Source organism: Goekera deserti (assembly GCF_010685995.1).
Classification (GTDB): domain Bacteria; phylum Actinomycetota; class Actinomycetes; order Mycobacteriales; family Geodermatophilaceae; genus Goekera; species Goekera deserti.
In genome coordinates, this window is record NZ_JAAGWK010000010.1 from 232,246 (window position 1) to 250,744 (window position 18,499).

Annotated in this window: 19 protein-coding genes and 1 other RNA gene; 4 read left to right on the top strand and 16 right to left on the bottom strand. The window is 73.7% G+C overall.

Annotation, left to right across the window (positions count from 1 at the left end; genetic code table 11):
* Positions 1 to 168: 168 nt before the first annotated feature.
* Positions 169 to 1,023: a patatin-like phospholipase family protein gene (locus G1H19_RS08410; RefSeq protein ID WP_152729895.1), complete on the bottom strand. Its 855-nt coding sequence runs from the start codon at positions 1,021 to 1,023 to the stop codon at positions 169 to 171.
* Positions 1,024 to 1,124: 101 nt separating this feature from the next.
* Between G1H19_RS08410 and G1H19_RS08415 the strand changes: the two genes are divergently transcribed.
* The 4 genes from G1H19_RS08415 to ggh all read left to right on the top strand — a co-directional run bounded on the left by G1H19_RS08415 (position 1,125) and on the right by ggh (position 6,118).
* The gene (locus tag G1H19_RS08415) at positions 1,125 to 2,888 is read left to right on the top strand and encodes a class I adenylate-forming enzyme family protein (protein ID WP_152729896.1); all 1,764 of its coding nucleotides are present in this window, start codon (positions 1,125 to 1,127) and stop codon (positions 2,886 to 2,888) included.
* A gap of 54 nt (positions 2,889 to 2,942) precedes the next feature.
* Entirely contained in the window at positions 2,943 to 3,443 is a 501-nt protein-coding gene (locus tag G1H19_RS08420; protein WP_152729897.1) for a MarR family winged helix-turn-helix transcriptional regulator, read from the top strand.
* Positions 3,444 to 3,473: 30 nt separating this feature from the next.
* The gene (locus G1H19_RS08425) at positions 3,474 to 4,478 is read left to right on the top strand and encodes a potassium channel family protein (protein ID WP_162392746.1); all 1,005 of its coding nucleotides are present in this window, start codon (positions 3,474 to 3,476) and stop codon (positions 4,476 to 4,478) included.
* A 137-nt stretch (positions 4,479 to 4,615) separates the two neighbouring features.
* Positions 4,616 to 6,118 carry a glucosylglycerate hydrolase gene (gene ggh / locus G1H19_RS08430; protein WP_217269513.1) on the top strand — a complete coding sequence of 501 codons (1,503 nt, stop codon included), beginning with the start codon at positions 4,616 to 4,618 and terminating at the stop codon, positions 6,116 to 6,118.
* Between the two features lie 12 nt (positions 6,119 to 6,130).
* On the opposite strand, the gene G1H19_RS08435 is transcribed toward ggh, so the two are convergent.
* The 15 genes from G1H19_RS08435 to prfB form a co-directional block, all read right to left on the bottom strand.
* Entirely contained in the window at positions 6,131 to 6,556 is a 426-nt protein-coding gene (locus G1H19_RS08435; RefSeq protein WP_152729898.1) for an SRPBCC family protein, read from the bottom strand.
* 54 nt (positions 6,557 to 6,610) lie between these two features.
* On the bottom strand, positions 6,611 to 7,450 hold the full coding sequence (locus G1H19_RS08440; RefSeq protein WP_163638799.1) for a hypothetical protein: 840 nt from the start codon (positions 7,448 to 7,450) through the stop codon (positions 6,611 to 6,613).
* A gap of 298 nt (positions 7,451 to 7,748) precedes the next feature.
* A complete protein-coding gene (locus tag G1H19_RS08445; RefSeq protein WP_162392747.1) occupies positions 7,749 to 7,922 on the bottom strand; it encodes a hypothetical protein in 174 nt (57 codons plus the stop codon).
* A gap of 108 nt (positions 7,923 to 8,030) precedes the next feature.
* Positions 8,031 to 8,406, bottom strand: a transfer-messenger RNA (tmRNA) gene (ssrA, locus tag G1H19_RS08450).
* Positions 8,407 to 8,602: 196 nt separating this feature from the next.
* Complete coding sequence (locus G1H19_RS08455) at positions 8,603 to 9,754, bottom strand: magnesium and cobalt transport protein CorA (protein ID WP_152729900.1); 1,152 nt, start codon at positions 9,752 to 9,754, stop codon at positions 8,603 to 8,605.
* A 256-nt stretch (positions 9,755 to 10,010) separates the two neighbouring features.
* Positions 10,011 to 10,550 (bottom strand): carboxymuconolactone decarboxylase family protein, encoded by a 540-nt coding sequence (locus G1H19_RS08460; RefSeq protein ID WP_202925861.1) that lies wholly within the window; start codon positions 10,548 to 10,550, stop codon positions 10,011 to 10,013.
* Positions 10,543 to 11,001, bottom strand: a complete 459-nt coding sequence (locus tag G1H19_RS08465) for a cupin domain-containing protein (protein ID WP_152729901.1) — start codon at positions 10,999 to 11,001, stop codon at positions 10,543 to 10,545. Before G1H19_RS08465 ends, G1H19_RS08460 begins: the two co-directional genes overlap by 8 nt.
* A 24-nt stretch (positions 11,002 to 11,025) precedes the next feature.
* Complete coding sequence (locus G1H19_RS08470) at positions 11,026 to 11,907, bottom strand: SCO6745 family protein (RefSeq protein ID WP_152729902.1); 882 nt, start codon at positions 11,905 to 11,907, stop codon at positions 11,026 to 11,028.
* A 41-nt stretch (positions 11,908 to 11,948) separates the two neighbouring features.
* On the bottom strand, positions 11,949 to 12,944 hold the full coding sequence (locus tag G1H19_RS08475; protein ID WP_162392748.1) for a GNAT family N-acetyltransferase: 996 nt from the start codon (positions 12,942 to 12,944) through the stop codon (positions 11,949 to 11,951).
* Positions 12,945 to 12,954: 10 nt separating this feature from the next.
* Positions 12,955 to 13,914: an amidohydrolase family protein gene (locus tag G1H19_RS08480; protein WP_235928064.1), complete on the bottom strand. Its 960-nt coding sequence runs from the start codon at positions 13,912 to 13,914 to the stop codon at positions 12,955 to 12,957.
* Positions 13,915 to 14,164: 250 nt separating this feature from the next.
* Complete coding sequence (locus tag G1H19_RS08485; protein ID WP_162392749.1) at positions 14,165 to 15,085, bottom strand: NADP-dependent oxidoreductase; 921 nt, start codon at positions 15,083 to 15,085, stop codon at positions 14,165 to 14,167.
* On the bottom strand, positions 15,082 to 15,564 hold the full coding sequence (gene smpB, locus G1H19_RS08490) for an SsrA-binding protein SmpB (RefSeq protein WP_152729904.1): 483 nt from the start codon (positions 15,562 to 15,564) through the stop codon (positions 15,082 to 15,084). Before smpB ends, G1H19_RS08485 begins: the two co-directional genes overlap by 4 nt.
* A 25-nt stretch (positions 15,565 to 15,589) precedes the next feature.
* Positions 15,590 to 16,474: a permease-like cell division protein FtsX gene (gene ftsX / locus G1H19_RS08495; protein ID WP_152729905.1), complete on the bottom strand. Its 885-nt coding sequence runs from the start codon at positions 16,472 to 16,474 to the stop codon at positions 15,590 to 15,592.
* 76 nt (positions 16,475 to 16,550) lie between these two features.
* Positions 16,551 to 17,240 carry a cell division ATP-binding protein FtsE gene (ftsE, locus tag G1H19_RS08500; RefSeq protein WP_162392750.1) on the bottom strand — a complete coding sequence of 230 codons (690 nt, stop codon included), beginning with the start codon at positions 17,238 to 17,240 and terminating at the stop codon, positions 16,551 to 16,553.
* Between the two features lie 141 nt (positions 17,241 to 17,381).
* Positions 17,382 to 18,497, bottom strand: coding sequence for a peptide chain release factor 2 (prfB, locus tag G1H19_RS08505; RefSeq protein ID WP_162392751.1), 1,116 nt, complete (start codon positions 18,495 to 18,497; stop codon positions 17,382 to 17,384).
* Positions 18,498 to 18,499 lie beyond the last annotated feature (2 nt).

The following is an 18,499-nucleotide window of genomic DNA, read 5'->3' on the forward strand; positions in this document are numbered from 1 at the left end:
CAGGCCCGCAGGCCGTCCATCGGCCGTGGTCTCGACCGCTGCGGGCGGACCGTCACACCCGGCGGGAGGACACCGCTGCCTGAGAGCCGGCTGTGCACGGGGGACAGGACACGAACGGGTGACACCCGTCCGCGAGCCGACGACGGAGAGCGACCGCGGGGCGACCGGTCAGCCGGCCCAGACCTCGCGCACCTGCTCGGTGACGGCGACGGCCTGGGCGTGCCCCGCCCGTGCGGACGGCTCCCGGGCGGCCGGGTCCAGCACGTTGCGGCCGATCGCCGCGACGCTGGCGGGGTCCGGGGAGACCACGGTGACCCGGGCGACGAGCGCGGTCACCTGCGCGTCCACGCTGGCGACCGGGCCGACGCCCCGCACGATCGGGGCCAGCACCACCACCCGCTCGCAGCCGGTGGCCAGGTCGACGTTGGCCGGGGACCGCATCCCGCCGTCCACCCAGCGCCGGCCGGCCACGGTCACCGGCGGGTAGACCCCGGGCACCGCGCAACTGGCCGCGACGGCCTGGAGCAGCGGCACCCCCGAGGTGCGGTCGAAGGCCCGGAACTCACCGCTCTCGGCGTCGACGGCGGTGACCCGCAGCGGCCGGGCCGGCCACTCCCGGGACGGCAGCCGGTCGCCGATGACGGCCAGCCGCTCCTGCTCGGTCGGGGTGTGCCCGGCGTCGGCGGCCCGGACCGCCAGCGCCCCGACCCGGCGGCGGAAGGCCACGTCGCTGCCCCGGGTGCGCAGCATGGCCAGCGCCAGCGACGCGATCAGCCGGCGGCCCACCCGCGCCGGCGGCCCCTGCTCGGTGACCGGGAGCAGCTGACGGGCGTACAGGTCGGCCAGCGGCACGCCGCTGGTGACCTGCGCCCCGACCACCGACCCGGCCGACGTGCCGACCACCAGGTCGGCGGTGGACAGGTCGACGCCGGCCTCGGCGAGGCCGGCGAGCAGGCCGACCTCCCACGCGATGCCGGTGATCCCGCCGCCGCCGAGGACCAGTGCCGTGCGCTGGGGGCTCATCCGCCCATCATGCCGAGCGGCCGGCCCGCGCACCCCCCGGTCTCGACAGCTGCTGTGAGGGAGGCCACTCTGACGGTGGAGATCATCGATCGGGAGGACCCATGACAGCCACTGCGGAGACCACCGGCACCACCGGCCAGACCTGGCCGGCCGGGTTGCCCACCTCGTTGGAGTACCCGAGCGTCCCGGTCGGGTCGCTGCTGCGGGCGGCCGCCCGCCGCTGGGGCGACCGGGTCGCGTTCACGCACCACGAGGTGCCGCTCACCTACACCGAGATGGCCCGCCGGGCGCACGCGGTGGCCGGCGGGCTCGCCGACCACGGCATCGGCCGGGGCGACGTCGTCGCGGTGCACCTGCCCAACTGCCTGCAGTACCCGTCGGTGTACTACGGCGTGCTGCTGGCCGGGGCGACCTTCTCCCCCACCAACCCGCTGCTCGCCCCCGGTGAGCTCGCCGCGCAGCTGGCCGACTCCGGCGCCCGCGCGCTGGTCACCTGGGAGCCGGTGCTGCCCGTGGTGGCGGCGGCGCTCGGCGGCACGCGGGTGGACACCGTCGTCGTCACGAACGCCGCGCAGGTCGCCGACCCCGCGGCGGCGGTCGACACCGCGGCCGTCGACGGGTCCGGTGCGCGGGTGCTGTCACTGGCCGAGCTCGTGGGCGGCGACCCCACCGACCGGCACCTGGACGCCGGCGTCGACCCGGTCGCCGACCTGGCGCACCTGGCCTACACCGGCGGCACGACCGGGGTGAGCAAGGGCGTGGAACTGCCGCACCGCACGGTGGTCACCAACGTGCTGCAGTCGGTGTGCTGGACGTCGGGGTCGGTCCCCGCCCGGGACGACGAGGGCGACGTCACCGTCGAGCAGGTCGGCGACCCGGCGGAGTTCCCGGTGCGCCTGGGCACCAGCAGCATGGTCAACCTGACGCCGTGGTTCCACGCGATGGGGGCGATCGGCTACCTCAACGGCCAGGTCGTCGCGGGGGCCAGCCTCGTGGTGCACGACCGGTTCGACCCGGTCGCCTACGTCGCCGACGCGGTCCGGTACCGGGTGACCAGCATCGGGGGCGCCCCGCCGGTGTTCGTGGCGCTGCTCCAGGTGCCGGGCATCGCCGAGGCCGACCTCACCTGCGTGCGGGGCATCTCCAGCGGCGCGGCGCCGCTGCCGGTGCCGCTGATCGAGCGGCTGCACACGCTCTTCCCGAACGCGGTGATCGGTGAGGGCTACGGGCTCACCGAGGTGACCATGCAGGCCACCGGCAACCCGACGAACACCTCGGGACTGCGCAAGCCGGGCACGGTCGGGCGCCCGGTGTTCGACACCGAGATCAGCATCCGGCCGCTCGGCGGCGGCGACCCGCTGCCCACCGGTGAGCGCGGCGAGGTCTGCATCCGCGGCCCGCAGGTCATGCGCGGGTACGCCGGCCGTCCGGACGCCACCGCGGAGTCGATCGACGCCGACGGCTGGCTGCACACCGGCGACGTCGGGGTGCTGGACGCCGACGGCTACCTGGCGATCGTCGACCGCACCAAGGACATGCTGCTCTACAAGGGCTACAACGTGTTCCCGCGCGAGCTGGAGGAGGTGCTCTTCGGCCTGCCCGGGATCGCCGGCGCGGCGGTCGTCGGCCGGCCCGACCCGGAGGCGGGTGAGCTGCCGGTCGCCTACGTCGTCCGGCGCGGCGACGACGCGGGGGCCGCGCTCACCGCGGAGTCGGTGATGGCGGCGGTGAACGAGCAGGTGACGCCGTACAAGCGGCTGCGGGACGTGGTCTTCGTCGACGCGATCCCGGTGTCCCCGGCCGGCAAGGTGCTCAAGCGGGAGCTGTCGGCCCGGGAGCGCGCGGCCGCCGACGCCCGGTCCTGACCGGCGGCCCCGCACCCGGACCGGCGTCCGGGTGCGGGGCCCTACCGTGGGGGCATGAGCCAGCCGGGGACCGACGCGGACCCGGTCGACCCGCTGCACCGCGACCCGGCGTCCTCCACGCTGTTCGTGGTCGGCCGGGCAGGGCGCGCGGCGACGGCGGTGTTCGGTGACCGGCTGGCGGCGGTGGGGCTGCGACCGCACACCTTCGCCGTCCTGCTGCACCTGTCCCGGGAGCCGACGTCGACCTCGGCGGAGCTCGCCCGCCGGCTGGAGGTGACGCCGCAGAGCATGGGCACGCTGCTGCATGGGCTCGCCGGGGCGGGCTGGGTCGAGCGCACCGCGGGCGCCCGCCGCGGGCAGCGGATCGACGTCCGGCTGACCGACGCCGGCCGCGCCGCCCTGCACCGGACGCGCCCGGTGCTCGAGCACCTCTCCGACCCGGCGCTGCTCGGGCTCACCCCGGCCGAGGCCCGCACGCTGCACACCCTGCTCGATCGGGTGGTCTCCGCCCTGGGCACGCCTGTCGCGGACGCGGGCGCCCCGGCTGCTCACTAGGCTGCCCGGCGTGGACGGCACGGGCACCTCGTGAGCGATCGCGCCGACGTCGAGCTGCCACGGTTCGAGGAGTCGCCGACCCGGCAGGTGGGCCGGCGGGTGGTCCTCGCCGCTGCCGTGCTGATCACCACGGTCCTGGTCGTGTACTTCGACCGGGACGGCTACCGGGACAACAGCGGCAACGCGCTGTCGCTGCTGGACGCCACGTACTACGCCACCGTCAGCCTGTCGACCACCGGCTACGGCGACATCACGCCGGTCACGGCCGGGGCGCGGCTGGTCAACATCCTGTTCGTCACGCCGCTGCGCATCCTGTTCCTGCTCATCCTGATCGGCACGACCCTGGAAGCGCTCACCGCCCGCTCCCGGGACGAGTTCCGGGTCCGACGCTGGAGGTCACGCGTGCGCCATCACGTCATCGTCTGCGGGTACGGCACCAAGGGCCGCAGCGCCATCCGCGCACTGCTGGCCGACGGCACGCCGGCCGACCAGATCCTGGTCGTCGACCCCGACGGCAGCATGGTGGCCGAGGCGACCGGGGCCGGGCACATCGGCGTCGTCGGCGACGCGGGGCGCACCGAGGTGCTGCGCCGCACGGCGGTGGAGAAGGCCCGCGCCGTCATCGTCGCGGCCAACCGGGACGACGCCGCGGCGCTGATCGTGCTCACCGTCCGCCAGCTCAACCCCGGCGTGCCGATCACCGCCAGCGTCCGGGAGGAGGAGAACGCCAGCCTGCTGCGGCAGTCCGGGGCGACCACGGTGATCACCTCCTCGGCGACGTCCGGGCGGTTGCTCGGGCTCTCCTGCGACAGCCCCAACGTCGTCGCCGTGGTGGAGGACCTGGTCACCTCCGGCCGCGGGCTGGACATCACCCAGCGCCCGGTGGGTCCCGGGGAGGTCGGCATGGACGCCCGCCAGCTGCGCGACATCGTGCTGTCGGTGTCCCGCGGGGGGCGGGCGCTGCGCTTCGACGACCCGCTGATCGGCACCCTGCAGAGCGGCGACGTGCTGGTCGTGATCCGCTCCAACCGCTGAGGCTCAACCTCGGGCGCGGGCGCGCCGATGATCTCGGTGAGGACAGCCACCGCCCGCCGGCGGTGAGACCGCCACCACGTTGGTGCCGCGACGACCGCGGGGAAGACTGCCCTCGGACGAGACGTCGAGGAGACCCCATGGACCGCCCGACCCCGATCGACGAGCGCGTCCCCGGCCGCTCGCTGCCGCCGCCGTCACCGGTCGAGGTGGCCCTGATGGCCGGCCGCGCCGGGTACGTGCTGAAGGCCAACGACCGGGACACCTTCACCGTGGCCTCGCCGCGGCTGTACCCGCACATGTGGAGCTGGGACGCCGGCTTCGTCGCCCTCGGCATCGCCACCGTCTCGGTGCCGCGCGCCCTGGACGAGCTGCGGACGTTGCTGGGCGGCCAGTGGGCCAACGGGATGATCCCGCACATCCTGTTCCACACCGAGAGCGACTACTTCCCCGGCCCGGAGCGCTGGCGCACCCAGGTGGCGGCGGCCCGCCCGGCCGGCGTGCTCACCTCCGGCATATGCCAGCCGCCGATCCACGTGATCGCGCTGTCCCGGATCCTGCACGACGCCCGCCGCAAGGGCGGGGACGACCAGGAGCAGGCCGAGGCCTTCGTGGTGGAGACCTTCGACCGCTGGTTGGCCTGGCACCGCTACCTGGCCACCGCCCGGGACCCGCACCAGCACGGCCTGGTGGAGATCCACCACGGCTGGGAGTCCGGCATGGACGACAGCCCCCGCTGGGACGCCCCCTACGCCAACGTGCACCCCGGCCCCGACCTGCCGCCCTTCGTCCGCCGGGACCTGGCCCACGTGTCCGACCCGAGCCAGCGCCCCTCCGACACCGAGTACGCCCGCTACCTCTGGCTGCTGGAGCAGAAGGTGCGCGCCCGCTACGACGACGTCACCTACCGCGCCAGCGGCGACTTCGTGGTCGGCGACGTGCTGGTCTCCGCCCTGCTGGCCGCGGCCAGCGACCTGCTGGCCGACATGGGCAAGGAGCTGGGCTGCCCGGTCGACGGCGTCAACGAGCTGCGCGGCATCGCCCGGCGCTTCCGCAGCGGGGTGCTCCGCTCGCTGTCGCCGGAGACGGGGCTGTGCCGGGATCTCGACCTGCGCACCGGCGAGTGGCTGGAGGTGGAGAGCGCGGCGGGCTTCGCCCTGCTGATCTGCGGCGGCGACGAGGCCGCCATCCGCCGCCAGCGCGACCTGCTGCTGGGCCCTCGCTGGTGCGGGCACTCCCGGCTGCGCTGGCCCACGGTGCCCTCGGTCTCCCCCGCCTCGCCGGACTTCCGGCAGCGCACCTACTGGCGCGGCCCGCAATGGCCGGTGCTCAACTGGCTCTACGCGTGGGCGCTGAACCGCTCCGGGGAGCAGGAGGCGGCCAACTCGCTGCGCGCCGCGGGCCTCGCCCAGCTGGTCGACTGCGACTTCGCCGAGTACTACGAGCCGATCACCGGCGAGAGCCTGGGCAGCAAGGACCAGTCCTGGACGGCAGCCATCGCGCTGGACTTCCTGGCCGCCCGCCGGCCCGGGCGCCGCCGCGCGGTGCGGCTGCTGACCCGGGAGCTGCCGGCGATCACCCCGGCGGGGACGACGCCCCCGGCGTCGGTGCGGCAGATCCGGCCGCCCGGCCGCACCGGCTGAGCGCCCCGGCGGTCAGGACCGGGCGCCGACCTGCTGCTCCAGCCGGGCCAGCACGCCCTCGTTGCGCGCCTCCAGCAACCGGCGCAGCCCGGGCAGGTGCCGGCCCACCCCGCCGGTCGGCTCCTCGGTGAGCCGCACCCGGGTGCGGTCCGCACCCACCGGCTCCACGTCGATGGTGACGGTGCCGGTGAGCACGCCGTCGGTGCCGCCGACCACCTGCAAGCCGTGGCCGACCCGGCGGGTGACGCGCATGACGTCGGCGGCGTGCAGCGGGCCGACGCCGCGCTGGACAGTGCAGACCGACCCCACCTGGGGCCAGTCCCCCTCGAACTCACCGGACCGCCCGGCGGCGACCTGCGGGAACAGCTCGCGGTCGGCCAGGACGGCGGCGACGGTGGCGGGTGGGGCGGCGATGACGCGCTCGTTGTGTGCCTGCATGCGGTCACTGCTACCCGACGGCCCGGCAGCGACACACCGGTGCGGCGCGGAGGCCTACTGGACGACGTCGCCCGGCACGATGCCGTGCACCGCGGTGAGCGTCGCGAACACCACGGTCAGCGCCAGCACGGCGACGACCGCGGTGGCCGGCACCGCCCACGGGCGGGACAGCAGCGGCCGACCGGGGCTGACGGCCGCGTGCCGGCCCCGGTGGACGGGCGCCGAGGACACGCCCGGCGCACCTCCGGCAGCGCGCACCAGGACGCAGCACACGGTCATCGCCAGACCGAGGAACAGGCACAGCTCGGCCCACTCCTGCAGCACGATCAGCGGGGCCGCGTCCAGCGGCAGGAACAGCATCGGGGTGTAGACGACCATCATGGCGAAGGCCGGCACCGTGTACCGGGGCGGCGCGACCGCCGTCCAGAAGGGGTGGGTGAGCCGTCCGCCCCAGACGAGCAGGGCGAGCACGATGCCGGTGACCCCGAGGGCCACCTCGACGAGCTTGAACAGGTCCTGCAGCTCCAGCCCGGCGTCCACGTTGTGCAGGTTGAACTCCGCCTGCTGGTTGGCCCCGGCCAGCTCGTCGGGGGTGCTGAAGGCGAAGACCCGCTGCCCCCAGGAGATCTCCTCACCGGCCAGGAGGAACGAGCCCAGACCGGTCGCCGCAGCCAGGGCGGCGAGCAACGGCTCCCGGCGGAGCACGAAGAGGGTGGCTGCGGCCACGGCGACCGGCGCCGTCACCAGGCACAGGGCGAACTGGCCCCACTCGACCAGCCGGTCCTCCCGCAGCGCCCAGTAGAAGGCCGGGCGGTCCACCACGGCCAGGGCCAGCAGCAGGGCCAGTCCGACGACCGGGGTCAGCAGCACCGTGCGGGCGAAGCCAGGCGGCACCCGGTCGGCTGTCGCGTCACGATCGGTCGCGTTCAGCAGCAGTCCGTGCCACGTCGGCCGCGATTTCGCCTCGTGGACCGGGCCGTGCTGTTCTCTCACTGTCGTCACGGGGGCCTGCTCTCTGACTACGACCGGCGTCCCGTCCGGGTACGCGCGGGCAGGGGGCGCCCACGGTAACCAGGCCCGGTGGCATCTGCCCTGCTCAGAGGCCGGTCGGACGGCGCCGTCCCGGCGCGTCGGTGACAGCCCGTGCTCCCACCTCGCGACTCGGTGCCCGGACGGCGCCCCGCCCGGGGGCTCAGCCGTCGGTGATCCGGCTGTCCGCGTCGACACCCTCGCGGGCGTGCTGCTCGGCGTCGCCGCCCTCCGCGGGCTGCTCGGTGTGCGGCGTGCGGCCACCGGTGTCGTTCTCGGTGCCGCTGACGGCACCCTCGGCGGGGTCCTCGGAGTGGGTGGGGCTGGTCTCGGTCATGCCCGGGACCTGCCCGATCGCCGCGTGGACCAACCGTCGAGTGCGACGGCGCACCGGACGCACGGAGGGCCCGGTCAGCTGACCGGGCCCTCCGTGTTCGTACCGGGGTGGTGGAGGTGGCGGGAATCGAACCCGCGTCCTCCGACGCAACACCAGGGCTTCTCCGAGCGCAGTCCGCTCTGTCTCTGCTCGACCCCACCGGTCCCACGGACGAGCCGGTGTGACGGGCCCAGTCGCTGTGCGATGTCCCGTGCGGATCCGCGACCGATCCGCACGGTGAGCCTCCTAGCTGATGCCAGGAACCGGGTCGAAGGCGAACCCGGGCTGACAGACTCGCCTAGCTGCTGTTAGGCAGCGAGAGCGAAGTCGCGCTGATTGGAATCGGCGCTTGATTTTTTTCCAACGGATGGTTAACGAGATCATCGTTGGCTTCCTCGGCTCGCTTCCCCTGGCCTCACGACCGAAGTCGAGACCAATCACCCCCTGTGCAGTTGTGCACCCACCTTAACCCGCGCCGCCCCGGCAGTCTTCCCACCCCGCCGCACCCCACCCCCCGCACCCGCCTCCGCGGCGATCAAGGAGCTGCGTGAGGCCGGACGCGGCGCGCCGCTCACGCAGCTCCATGATCACCGAGCGGGGAGGCCGGGCTGGCTGGGCAGGGGCAGCGGGGTGGTGGTGGGTCAGATCCAGTCGCGGCGCTTGAAGACGACGTACAGGACGAGGCTGGTCAGGAACATCAGGCTCAGCGCGAATGGGTAGCCGTACACCCACGTCCGCTCCGGCATGTGGTCGAAGTTCATGCCGTAGACCCCGCCCACCAGCGACGGGGCGAAGAGGATGGCGGCCCAGGCGGAGATCTTCTTGACCTCCTCGCCCTGCGCGATGGACGTCTCGGTGAGCGTCTTCATCTCCTCGTTCTGCCGCTGGGCCACCAGCGTGGCGTTCACGGTGAGGATGTCGCGCAGCTGCAGCCGGAAGCCCTCCACCCGCTCGTTGACCACCACCACGTGGTCGGCGACGTCGCGCAGGTAGGCCCGCAGGTCCTCGTCGACGCCGTACTTCTCGAACCCGGCGGTGATCGCGGCGAGGATGCCGGTCAGCGGCTGGCAGGCCCGCTGCACGTCGACGACCTCCTGCGAGAGCTCGTAGATCCGCCGGGACACCCGCGGGTCGCCGCGGAACACCTCCAGCTCGATCTCGTCGATGTCGTTCTCCAGCCCGGCCACCACCGGCGCGTACCCGTCGACGACGGCGTCCAGGATCGCGTAGAGCACCGCCTCGGTGCCGCGGGCCAGCAGCTCCGGGTCGCTCTCCAGCCGCCGGCGCACCCGGGACAGGTCCGGGGACTCCGCGTGCCGCACCGTGATGGCGAAGTCCGGGCCGAGGAACAGGTGCAGCTCACCGAACTCCACCTCCTCGCGGGCGTCGAGGTACCGCGCCGCCTTGAGGACGACGAACAGCGTGTCGCCGTAGCGCTCGAACTTGGGCCGCTGGTGGGCCTGGATGGCGTCCTCGACGGCGAGCTCGGGCAGCTCGTACTGCACGGCCAGCTCGCCCAGCTCGTGCGGTTCGGGCCGGTAGAGACCGATCCAGACGAACCGGTCGTCGTGGCCCTCGGTCAGCCACTCGTGGCTCTCGGCGGGCGAGTCGGGCGTGGCGATCCGCCGTCCGCTGGCGTAGACCGCGTTGTCGACCAGCCGCGAGGCGCGGCCGGGCAGCTCCAGGCGCGGCTGCGGCGCGCGGGTCGCCCCGCCGTTGACCCGTCCGCGGCGGGTGAGGGTGGACAGGGCGGTGAGCGGGGCGCTGAGCGGGGTGAGTCGACGGTCGGCCATGACGGGCTCCCGGGTGCGGCGGGGCGGTGGGCGCGGGAGAGGTCCCGGGCGCCGCTGCTCCCCGCCGGTCCCGGGGGTCGGGACGGGTGGGTCAGCGGGCGGGGACCTCGGGACTGTGACTGGGGGGCTCGGTGCGCACGCCCGCCACCTCCTCCGTCGGCGCCCGCCGTCCGTGCGGTGGGCCGTCGTCCATGGTGACACGCCGGCGCGACCCCGACGAGCGTGCGCCGCGCGACCGGCGGGTGAACATCGTCTCTCAGCCGGCGACCTCACCCGTCGGGGGTGGCACCTCCAGGGCCACGAGGAAGCGGGACACCATCGCGTAGCCGCCCACCGTGACCAGCAGCTCGACCACCTGCCGGTCGTCCAGGTGCTCCCGCAGCCCGTCGAACACCCCCTCGGGGACGACGACGTCGCGGGTCGACGCGTCGGTCGCCCGCAGCACCGCGGCCTGCGCCGCCGTGAACTCCCCCGAGCCGGCCGGGTCGTCGGCGCGCAGCGCGGCGAGCTGGACGTCGGTGACCCCGGCGCGGCGGGCGGCCGGCTCGTGCGCCGCCCACTCGAACCCCGCGCCGTTGAGCACGGCGATCCGCAGCACCACCAGCTCGGTCAGCTCCGCGGGCAGCGTCGTCCGGTTGCGCAGCGCGCCGAGCAGGGCGTTCCAGCCCTCGGCGACCGGTGGGCTGTGCAGCAGCAGCCGGTCCAGCCCGGACAGCTCGCCGCCGCGGCGGGCCCGGAGCAGGTCGGCGGTGGGGGTCTGGGTGGGGCCGTCCGGCAGCCGGGGGCGGTCAGTCACGCAGGTTCAGCTGGTCGTGCCGCAGGGCCAGCTCGTCGATCTCGGCCGTGGACGGCGTGCGGCCCCCGGCGTGCAGCTCGACCAGCTGCTCGAAGTACTGCTCGCGCGGTGCGCCCGGGGTGAACAGGATGAGGAAGCGGGCCCCGACGTCCGGGCCGGCGCTGCGGAAGGCGTGCACGCCCGAGCGCGGCACGTACACCAGGTCCCCGGCCCGGGCCGTCGTCCAGCGGTCGCCGTCGAGCACCGCGAGCTCGCCCTCCAGCACGTGGAAGCTCTCGCTGAACGTGCGGTGCAGGTGCGGGCCCGGCCCGCCGCCACCGGGCGACATGGTCACCTCGAACAGCCCGAAGTCACCGCGGGTCTGGCTGCCGGTTGCCACGAACCGGGTACGCCCGGCCGAGCGCTGGTCGGCCCGGGCGGAGAAGGTCGCCGGGTCCGGCAGGTGGCTCATCGGGTCCTCCGGGCGGGTGGCCGGTCAGGAGCGGGCGAACACGCTGTCGGGGAAGGCGCCGTGGGCGACGAGCCGGCCGGCCAGCGCGCGGGCCACCTCGACGACCCGCTCGGTGCGCTCGCGGCCCAGGTGCTCCCACGGTGCGGCCGACAGCGCGTCGGTCTCGGCCTCGACGTCGGCGCGCAGCTGCCGGCCGGCGTCGGTGAGCCCGTCGGCGTCGAGCAGCCCGCGGGCGGTGAGCCGCTCGACGGCCTCGGCCCACTCCTCGTCGGTCCAGCCGCGGGTGGCCTGGGCGGCGGCCCGGGTGAAGCCGCGGCCGGTGGCGGTGTGCGTGACCAGTGCGTCCAGGCCGCTGAGCCCGTGCCGCACCAGGCTGACGATGTGCCCGTCGCCGCGGTGCTCGCGGACCAGGGTGACGGCGTGCCACAGCTCCAGCAGCGGCTCGGTGGGCCACGGCAGGTCGGCGTGCGCGGCGTACAGCGGCCGACCCTCGGGTGTCAGCGCGGTGCACGCCTCGCGCAGCAGCCCGCCGAGCTCGGCGATCTCCGGGCCGGCGACGGCGTCGGGGCCGCCGAGCAGCCGGGTCAGCGAGGCCCGGGCGGCGTCGGTGCGGGCGGCGAGCACCGCGGTGGGCTCGACCAGGGTCCACGCCCGCGGCACGTGCCGGGCGACGATCGCCGGGGCGAAGTTGTAGAAGGTCGCCGTCACCAGGCCGGGACCGCACGGGCCGAACGCCGCCGCGCGGCCGGCGAAGTAGACCATCCGGCCGGGTCGCAGACCGGCGGCGACGAGGTGCTCGTCGGTCTCGGGTGCGAAGTAGACGTGCGAGTGCAGGGGCTCCACGGCCCGGTGCGCCCGCGCGACGAGCTTCGGTTCCAGGGCGGTGGGGTGATCGACGCTGACCATGTGCGGACCCTAGCGGTCGGGTCGCGCCGCGTCCGGCCCGGTCAGCGCAGCGGCGGGATCCGCCGGGAGCAGGAGACGACGGTGCGTGCGGTGGCGAAGCCGAGGCTCTCGTAGAGCCCGAGCGCGTCGGTGACGTTGTCGTTGTCCACCTCGAGCCCGGCACCGGCGCACCCGGCGGCGGCCGCCGTGCGCAGCGCCTCGATGATCACCGCCTTGGCCAGCCCCCGCCCGCGGGCGACCGGGACGACGCCGATCTGCCCGTAGTAGACCTCCTCGCGGCCGGTGGCGGCGGTGTCGGACTCGTAGACGTAGGCGATCACGTACCCGACCACCTCCTCGCCGTCCAGGGCCAGCACGGTGAGGTCGGGCCGGAAGGACCGCTGGCCGGTGAACATGACCTGCCAGGAGGCGACGTCGCGCTCGCTGGAGCCGTAGTGCTCGGTGAAGGCGGCGTTGTGGGCGTGCCGCAGCTGCTCGTCCCGGTCCCAGGTGAAGGAGGTCAGCCGGACGCCCTCGACGGTGCGGGCCGGGGGCAGCTCGGCCAGGTCGCGGTGCATGTGGTGGTACCAGCGCAGCTGCTCCAGGCCGGCGGTGCGCAGCAGCGCCTCCAGCGAGGGCATCGTGGTGTGCGCGGTGACGGTGAGCCGGGCCGGGGCCTCCGGGTGCCGCTCGGCGTGCAGCTCGGCGCCGCGGGCCAGCTGCCAGTCCAGCAGTGCCCGGCCGATGCCGCGCCGGCGCCGGTCCGGGTGCACCCGGCCCTCCAGGTGCACGCCGTAGGCGTCGCGGAAGGTGGGCGGGGCGATCGTGGTGGCGTAGCCGACCAGGGTGCCGTCGGCGTCGAGCACGGCGCGGCCGTCGTCGGCCAGGTGCACCAGCTCGTTCACCCAGAACTCGAGCAGGTCCGCCGCGGAGTGGTGCTCACCGGTGTCGTCGAGGGGCTCGGCGGCGGCCAGCAGAGCCGCCGCGGCGGGGGCGTCGTCGGCGGTCAGCGGGCGGCCGGTGAAGCCGTCGGGCAGGGTCAGCGGGGCGGAGGACACCCTGCAGAGCCTAGGGACCCGGCGGCCCCCCGCGCCTCGCAGCCTCGCCGCCGGCCCCGACGGCCGGGCCGCCGGCGCCTCTGCCGGGCAGGTCGAACAGGCGGGCGCCGTTGCCCCAGAGGACGGCGCGCAGCCAGTCCTCGCCGAGGTCCAGCCGGTGCAGCACGGCCAGCTGGTGGGCGTAGGAGTGCGGGATCGCCGGGAAGTCCGAGCCCAGCAGGACCTTGTCCCGCAGCCCGGCCAGCCGCGGCAGCAGCGCCCGGTCGAAGGGCATCAGCCGCTCGGCGAGGTCGGTGGCGAGCATGGTGGTGTCCAGGTGCACCCGCTCGTGGCGCTCGGCCAGGTCGAGAAAGGCCGCGTACTCCGGCATGCCCAGGTGGGCGATCACCAGCTGCAGGCGCGGGTGGCGCTCCAGCAGCCCGGCCATCGGCGCCGGTCCGGTGTGCTCCCCGGCCAGCGGCCCCGACCCGCAGTGGATCACCACCGGGGTGCCCGTCCCCTCCAGCCGCGCCCAGACGTCGTCGAGCAGCGGGTCCCGCGGGTCGAACGACCCCACCTGCACGTGCACCTTGAACACCCGCGCACCGGCGTGCAGCGCCTGCTCCACGTACCGGGCGGCCTCCGGCTCGGGGAAGAACGTGGCCGACGGCAGCACCCGCGGGTCGGTGCGGGCGAACGCTGCCGACCACTCGTTCAGCCACGCTGCCATGCCCGGCTTGTGCGGGTAGGGCAGCGTCGAGAACGCCCGGACGCCGAGCGCCTGCAGCGTGGCCAGCCGCTCGGCGACCGACCCGCGGTAGGTGATCGGCCACGGCGCGCCGTAGTGGTCCGGCGCCTGGTCGAAGTAGGCCCACACCTTCTCCTGCACGCGCTCGGGCAGGAAGTGCACGTGCACGTCGACCAGCCCGGGCAGCCCGAGTCCCCGCCAGTACCGGGGCACGTCGGCGTCGTCGGTGGGCGGCTCGATCACGCAGGCGACCCTAGCCGCGCCGGCCGACGTGACCCGGTCGATGCGCGCCGATCGGTGCGCCCCGGTCGATGTCGTCCTGGGCCGATGGGCCCACCCTCGGCGACCCCGGACCATCCGCAGCCGACGACCACCTCGCCGGGGAGTGTCGAGGATCCCTGACACTTCCCGGCGGGACAGGTAGGCGCCGGACGGGGCCGGAGCCGACCGGCAGGCAGGTGGCTCGACGACGGGTCGCCGCGCCGCACCGGTCTCAGAGCGTGATGACGACCTTGCCGCGCACGTGACCACCGGCGACCAGCTCGTGGGCGGCCGCGGTCTCGGCCAGCGGGAAGGCCCGGGCGATGGGCACCCGCAGCTGCCCGTCGTCGGCGAGCCGGGCGAGCTCCTCCAGGTCGTGGGCGTCGGGCCGCACGAACACGTACCGCCCACCCAGCTCGAGCACCCGCGGCTCGACGACCGAGGCGATCCGGGCCGGGTCGCGCACCTGGGCTGGGGCGTCGGTGAGGGTGTCCCCACCGACCAGGTCCAGGACGGCGTCCACCGGCTCGGACAGCTGCCCGCTGATCGGCCCCGCGGAGTAGTCGAGCACCTCGGCGCAGCCGGCGGTGCGGAGGACGTCGTGGTTCTTCGGGCTCGCGGTGCCGATCACGTGCGCCCCGAGAGCGACCGCGATCTGCACGGCGTTGAAGCCCACTCCCCCGGCGGCGCGGTGCACCAGCACCCGGTCGCCCTCGCCGACGTCCAGTGCCTCGGTGAGCGCCTGGTAGGCGGTGAGCCCGGCCAGCGGCAGCCCGCCGGCCTCGGTGAACGACAGCGACTCCGGCTTGTGCGCCAGGCAGCGCTGCGGCGCGGGCACCAGCTCGGCGGCGGTGCCCCACTGGACGTCGTCCCGGCGCACGTAGCCGTACACCTCGTCACCGGGGGCGAAGGCGACCACCGCGGGGCCGACCGCCTCCACGACGCCGGCGACGTCCCAGCCGGGCACGATCGGGAAGTGGTGCGGGAACGCCCCGGCCAGTCCACCGCCGCGGACCAGCATGTCGACCGGGTTGACCCCGGCCGCGCGCACCCGGACGAGCACGGTGTCCGGCCCGACCGGCGGCTCGGGCAGGTCCTCGCGGTAGGTGAGCACCTCGGTGCCGCCGAACCGGTCGTAGGCGATGCCCCTCACCGGCGCACCCCGCGCTTGACGTAGGAGCCGAAGGCGCGCTCCATCTCCCGGCGGGAGTCCCGCTCGGCGAGGTCCTGGCGCTTGTCGTAGCTCTTCTTGCCCTTGGCCAGGGCGAGGGTGGCCTTGGCCCGGCCGTCCTTGAAGTAAAGGTCGAGCGGGACGAGCGTCAGCCCGCCCTCCTTGGTCTTGCCGATCAGCTTCTCGATCTCGGCGCGGTGCATGAGCACCTTGCGCTTGCGGCGCGGGGTGTGGTTCGTCCAGGTGCCCTCGGTGTACTCCGGGATGTGCACGTGGTGCAGCCACACCTCGCCGTCCTCGACCAGGGCGAAGCCGTCGACCAGCGAGGCACGACCCATCCGCAGGCTCTTGACCTCGGTGCCGGTGAGCACCAGGCCCACCTCGTAGGTGTCGAGGATCGAGTAGTCGTGCCGCGCCTTCTTGTTCTGGGCGATGAACTTCCGCCCCTGTTCCCGCGGCATGCCCTCCAGACTAGCGAGGCCGGGCCTACAGCCTCACGTACAGGCGCAGGGTGACGTAGGCGGCGACGGCGGCGAGGCCGATGCCGGCCCCGGCGATGATCGGCGAGATGGTGATGATCGCCGACCAGTCGACCGGTGGGATGATGCCGCTCCGGATCGGCCCGGCCAGGGTCTTGTCCACGAACAGCAGCTTGGTGACGACGAGACCGCCGATGGCCAGCATCGAGCCGATGAGCCCGGCGACGGCGGCCTCCAGGATGAACGGCAGCTGGGTGTACCAGCGGGAGGCGCCGACGAGTCTCATGATGTTGGTCTCGTTGCGTCTGTTGAACGCGGCCAGCTGGATCGTGTTCGAGATGAGCAGCAGCGCCGCCAGCGCCTGGACCACCGCCACGGCGATCGTCGCGTTGCGGGCACCGTTGAGCAGGCTGAACAACCGGTCGAGGAAGTCGCCCTCGTCGCGCACCTGGTCCACGCCGTTCTGGCCCTCGGGGAACTCCTGCGCGATCACCGGGTAGCGCTCGGGGTTGACCAGCTCCACCCGGAAGCTCTCCGGCAGCGCGTCCTGCGGGGTGTTCTCGATTAGCGCGGGCTGCTGACTGAACTGCTCCTGGAACCGCTGGTACGCCTCGGCCTTGGTCTCGTAGATGACCGAGGCCACCTCCGGGGATGCCTCCAGCTTCGCCTGGATGGCGGCGCGCTGCTCCTCGGTGACGTCGTCGGTCAGGTAGATGGACACCTGGATCTTGTCGTAGTAGATGTCCTTCATGTCGCTGATCATGTTGGCGATCAGCAGACCGGTGCCCATGAGACCGAGCGAGATGCCGGTCGTCAGGATCATGGCGACCGTCATGGTGAGGTTCCGACGCAGTCCGGTGACCACCTCGGAGAGTACGAAGTTGACGCGCATCAGTTCCCTGTCGTGTGGTGGCCCGGCACGGGGTGTCCCGGCGTGCGGGCCGCGGGAGCGGGGGTGAGCTGGGGGGTCAGCGCCCGACGCCGTAGACGCCGCGGGACTGGTCGCGGCTGACGACGCCCTCGTGGAGCTCGATCACCCGTCGCCGCATGGAGTCGACGATGTGGTAGTCGTGGGTGGCCATGACCACGGTGGTGCCGGTGCGGTTGATCCGCTCCAGCAGCAGCATGATGCCCTGGCTGGTCTCGGGGTCCAGGTTGCCGGTGGGCTCGTCGGCCAGCAGCACCAGCGGCCGGTTCACGAACGCGCGGGCGATGGCCACGCGCTGCTGCTCACCACCGGAGAGCTCGTTGGGCAGGCGGTGCGCCTTGCCCTCCAGGCCGACCATCTCCAGCACCTCGGGGACCACGCGCTTGATCGTGCGCTGCGGCTTGTTGATCACCTCGAGGGCGAAGGCGATGTTCTCGGCCACCGTCTTGTTGCGCAGCAGGCGGAAGTCCTGGAAGACGCAGCCCATCGTGCGGCGCAGCTTCGGCACCTGCCACTTGCTCATGGTGTTCAGGTTCTTGTCGTTCACCTTCACGACGCCCTTGGTCGGGGCGTCCTCCTTGAGCAGCAGCCGCAGGAACGTCGACTTGCCGGAGCCCGAGGCGCCGATCAGGAAGACGAACTCGCCCTTGTCGATCTCCATGGAGACGTCATCGAGGGCTGGGCGGCCGCTGGCCGGGTACAGCTTGGTGACGTGTTGCAATTCGATCACGAGGGTCCACGCTACCTGCCCCGGAGGCCACGATGTCCGGTTGCGACGGCGCGCCGTGCACAGACCTGCCCGCCGGGCACGGCGTCTGGCAGTCAGCTGGGTGCCGGACCTGCTGCGCCGCAGGTCAGGCGGTGACGGCGGTCAGGCGTCGCTGTCGGCGTTCTCACTCTCGCGGCGCCAGCGGATGCCGGCCTCGATGAACCCGTCGATGTCGCCGTCCAGCACGGAGCTGGGGTTGCCGCTCTCCAGCTCGGTGCGCAGGTCCTTGACCATCTGGTAGGGGTGCAGCACGTAGGAGCGCATCTGGTTGCCCCAGCTGCTGCCGTCGCCCTTGAGGGCGTCCATCTCGGCCTTCTGCTCCCGCTGGCGCACCACCAGCAGCCGGGCCTGCAGCACGCGCAGCGCGGCGGCACGGTTCTGGATCTGGCTCTTCTCGTTCTGGCAGGAGACGACGATGCCGGTGGGGATGTGCGTCATCCGGACGGCGGAGTCGGTGGTGTTCACGCTCTGCCCGCCGGGGCCGGAGGAGCGGAAGACGTCGACCCGGATCTCGTTCTCCGGGATGTCGACGTGGTCGGTCTGCTCGACGACGGGCAGCACCTCGACGCCGGCGAACGACGTCTGCCGGCGGCCCTGGTTGTCGAAAGGCGAGATGCGCACCAGCCGGTGGGTGCCCTGCTCGACCGAGAGGGTGCCGTAGGCGTAGGGCTGCTTGACGGCGAAGGTGGCCGACTTGATCCCGGCCTCCTCGGCGTAGGAGACGTCGTACACCTCGGTGGGGTACTTGTGCCGCTCGGCCCAGCGCAGGTACATGCGCATCAGCATCTCGGCGAAGTCGGCCGCGTCCACGCCGCCGGCCTCGGAGCGGATGGTCACCAGAGCCTCGCGCTGGTCGTACTCACCGGAGAGCAGGGTGCGGACCTCGAGCTCCTCGATCCCCTTCTGCAGGCTCTCCAGCTCGCGCTCGGCCTCGGCCATCGTGGCCTCGTCGTGCTCCTCGGCGCCCATCTCGTGCAGCAGGCCGACGTCGTCCAGGCGGCTGCGGAACTCCTCCACCCGGCGCAGGTCGCCCTGCAGGTAGGAGAGCTTGGAGGTGATCGACTGGGCGGCCTCGACGTCGTTCCAGAGGTCGGGGGCGGCGGCCTGCAGCTCCAGGTCGGCGACCTCGGCGCGCATGTCGTCGAGCTTCAGCACGGCCTCGATCGAGCGCAGCGTGGCGTCCAGTTCGTCCAGTCGGGTCGAGAAGTCAGCAGCCACAA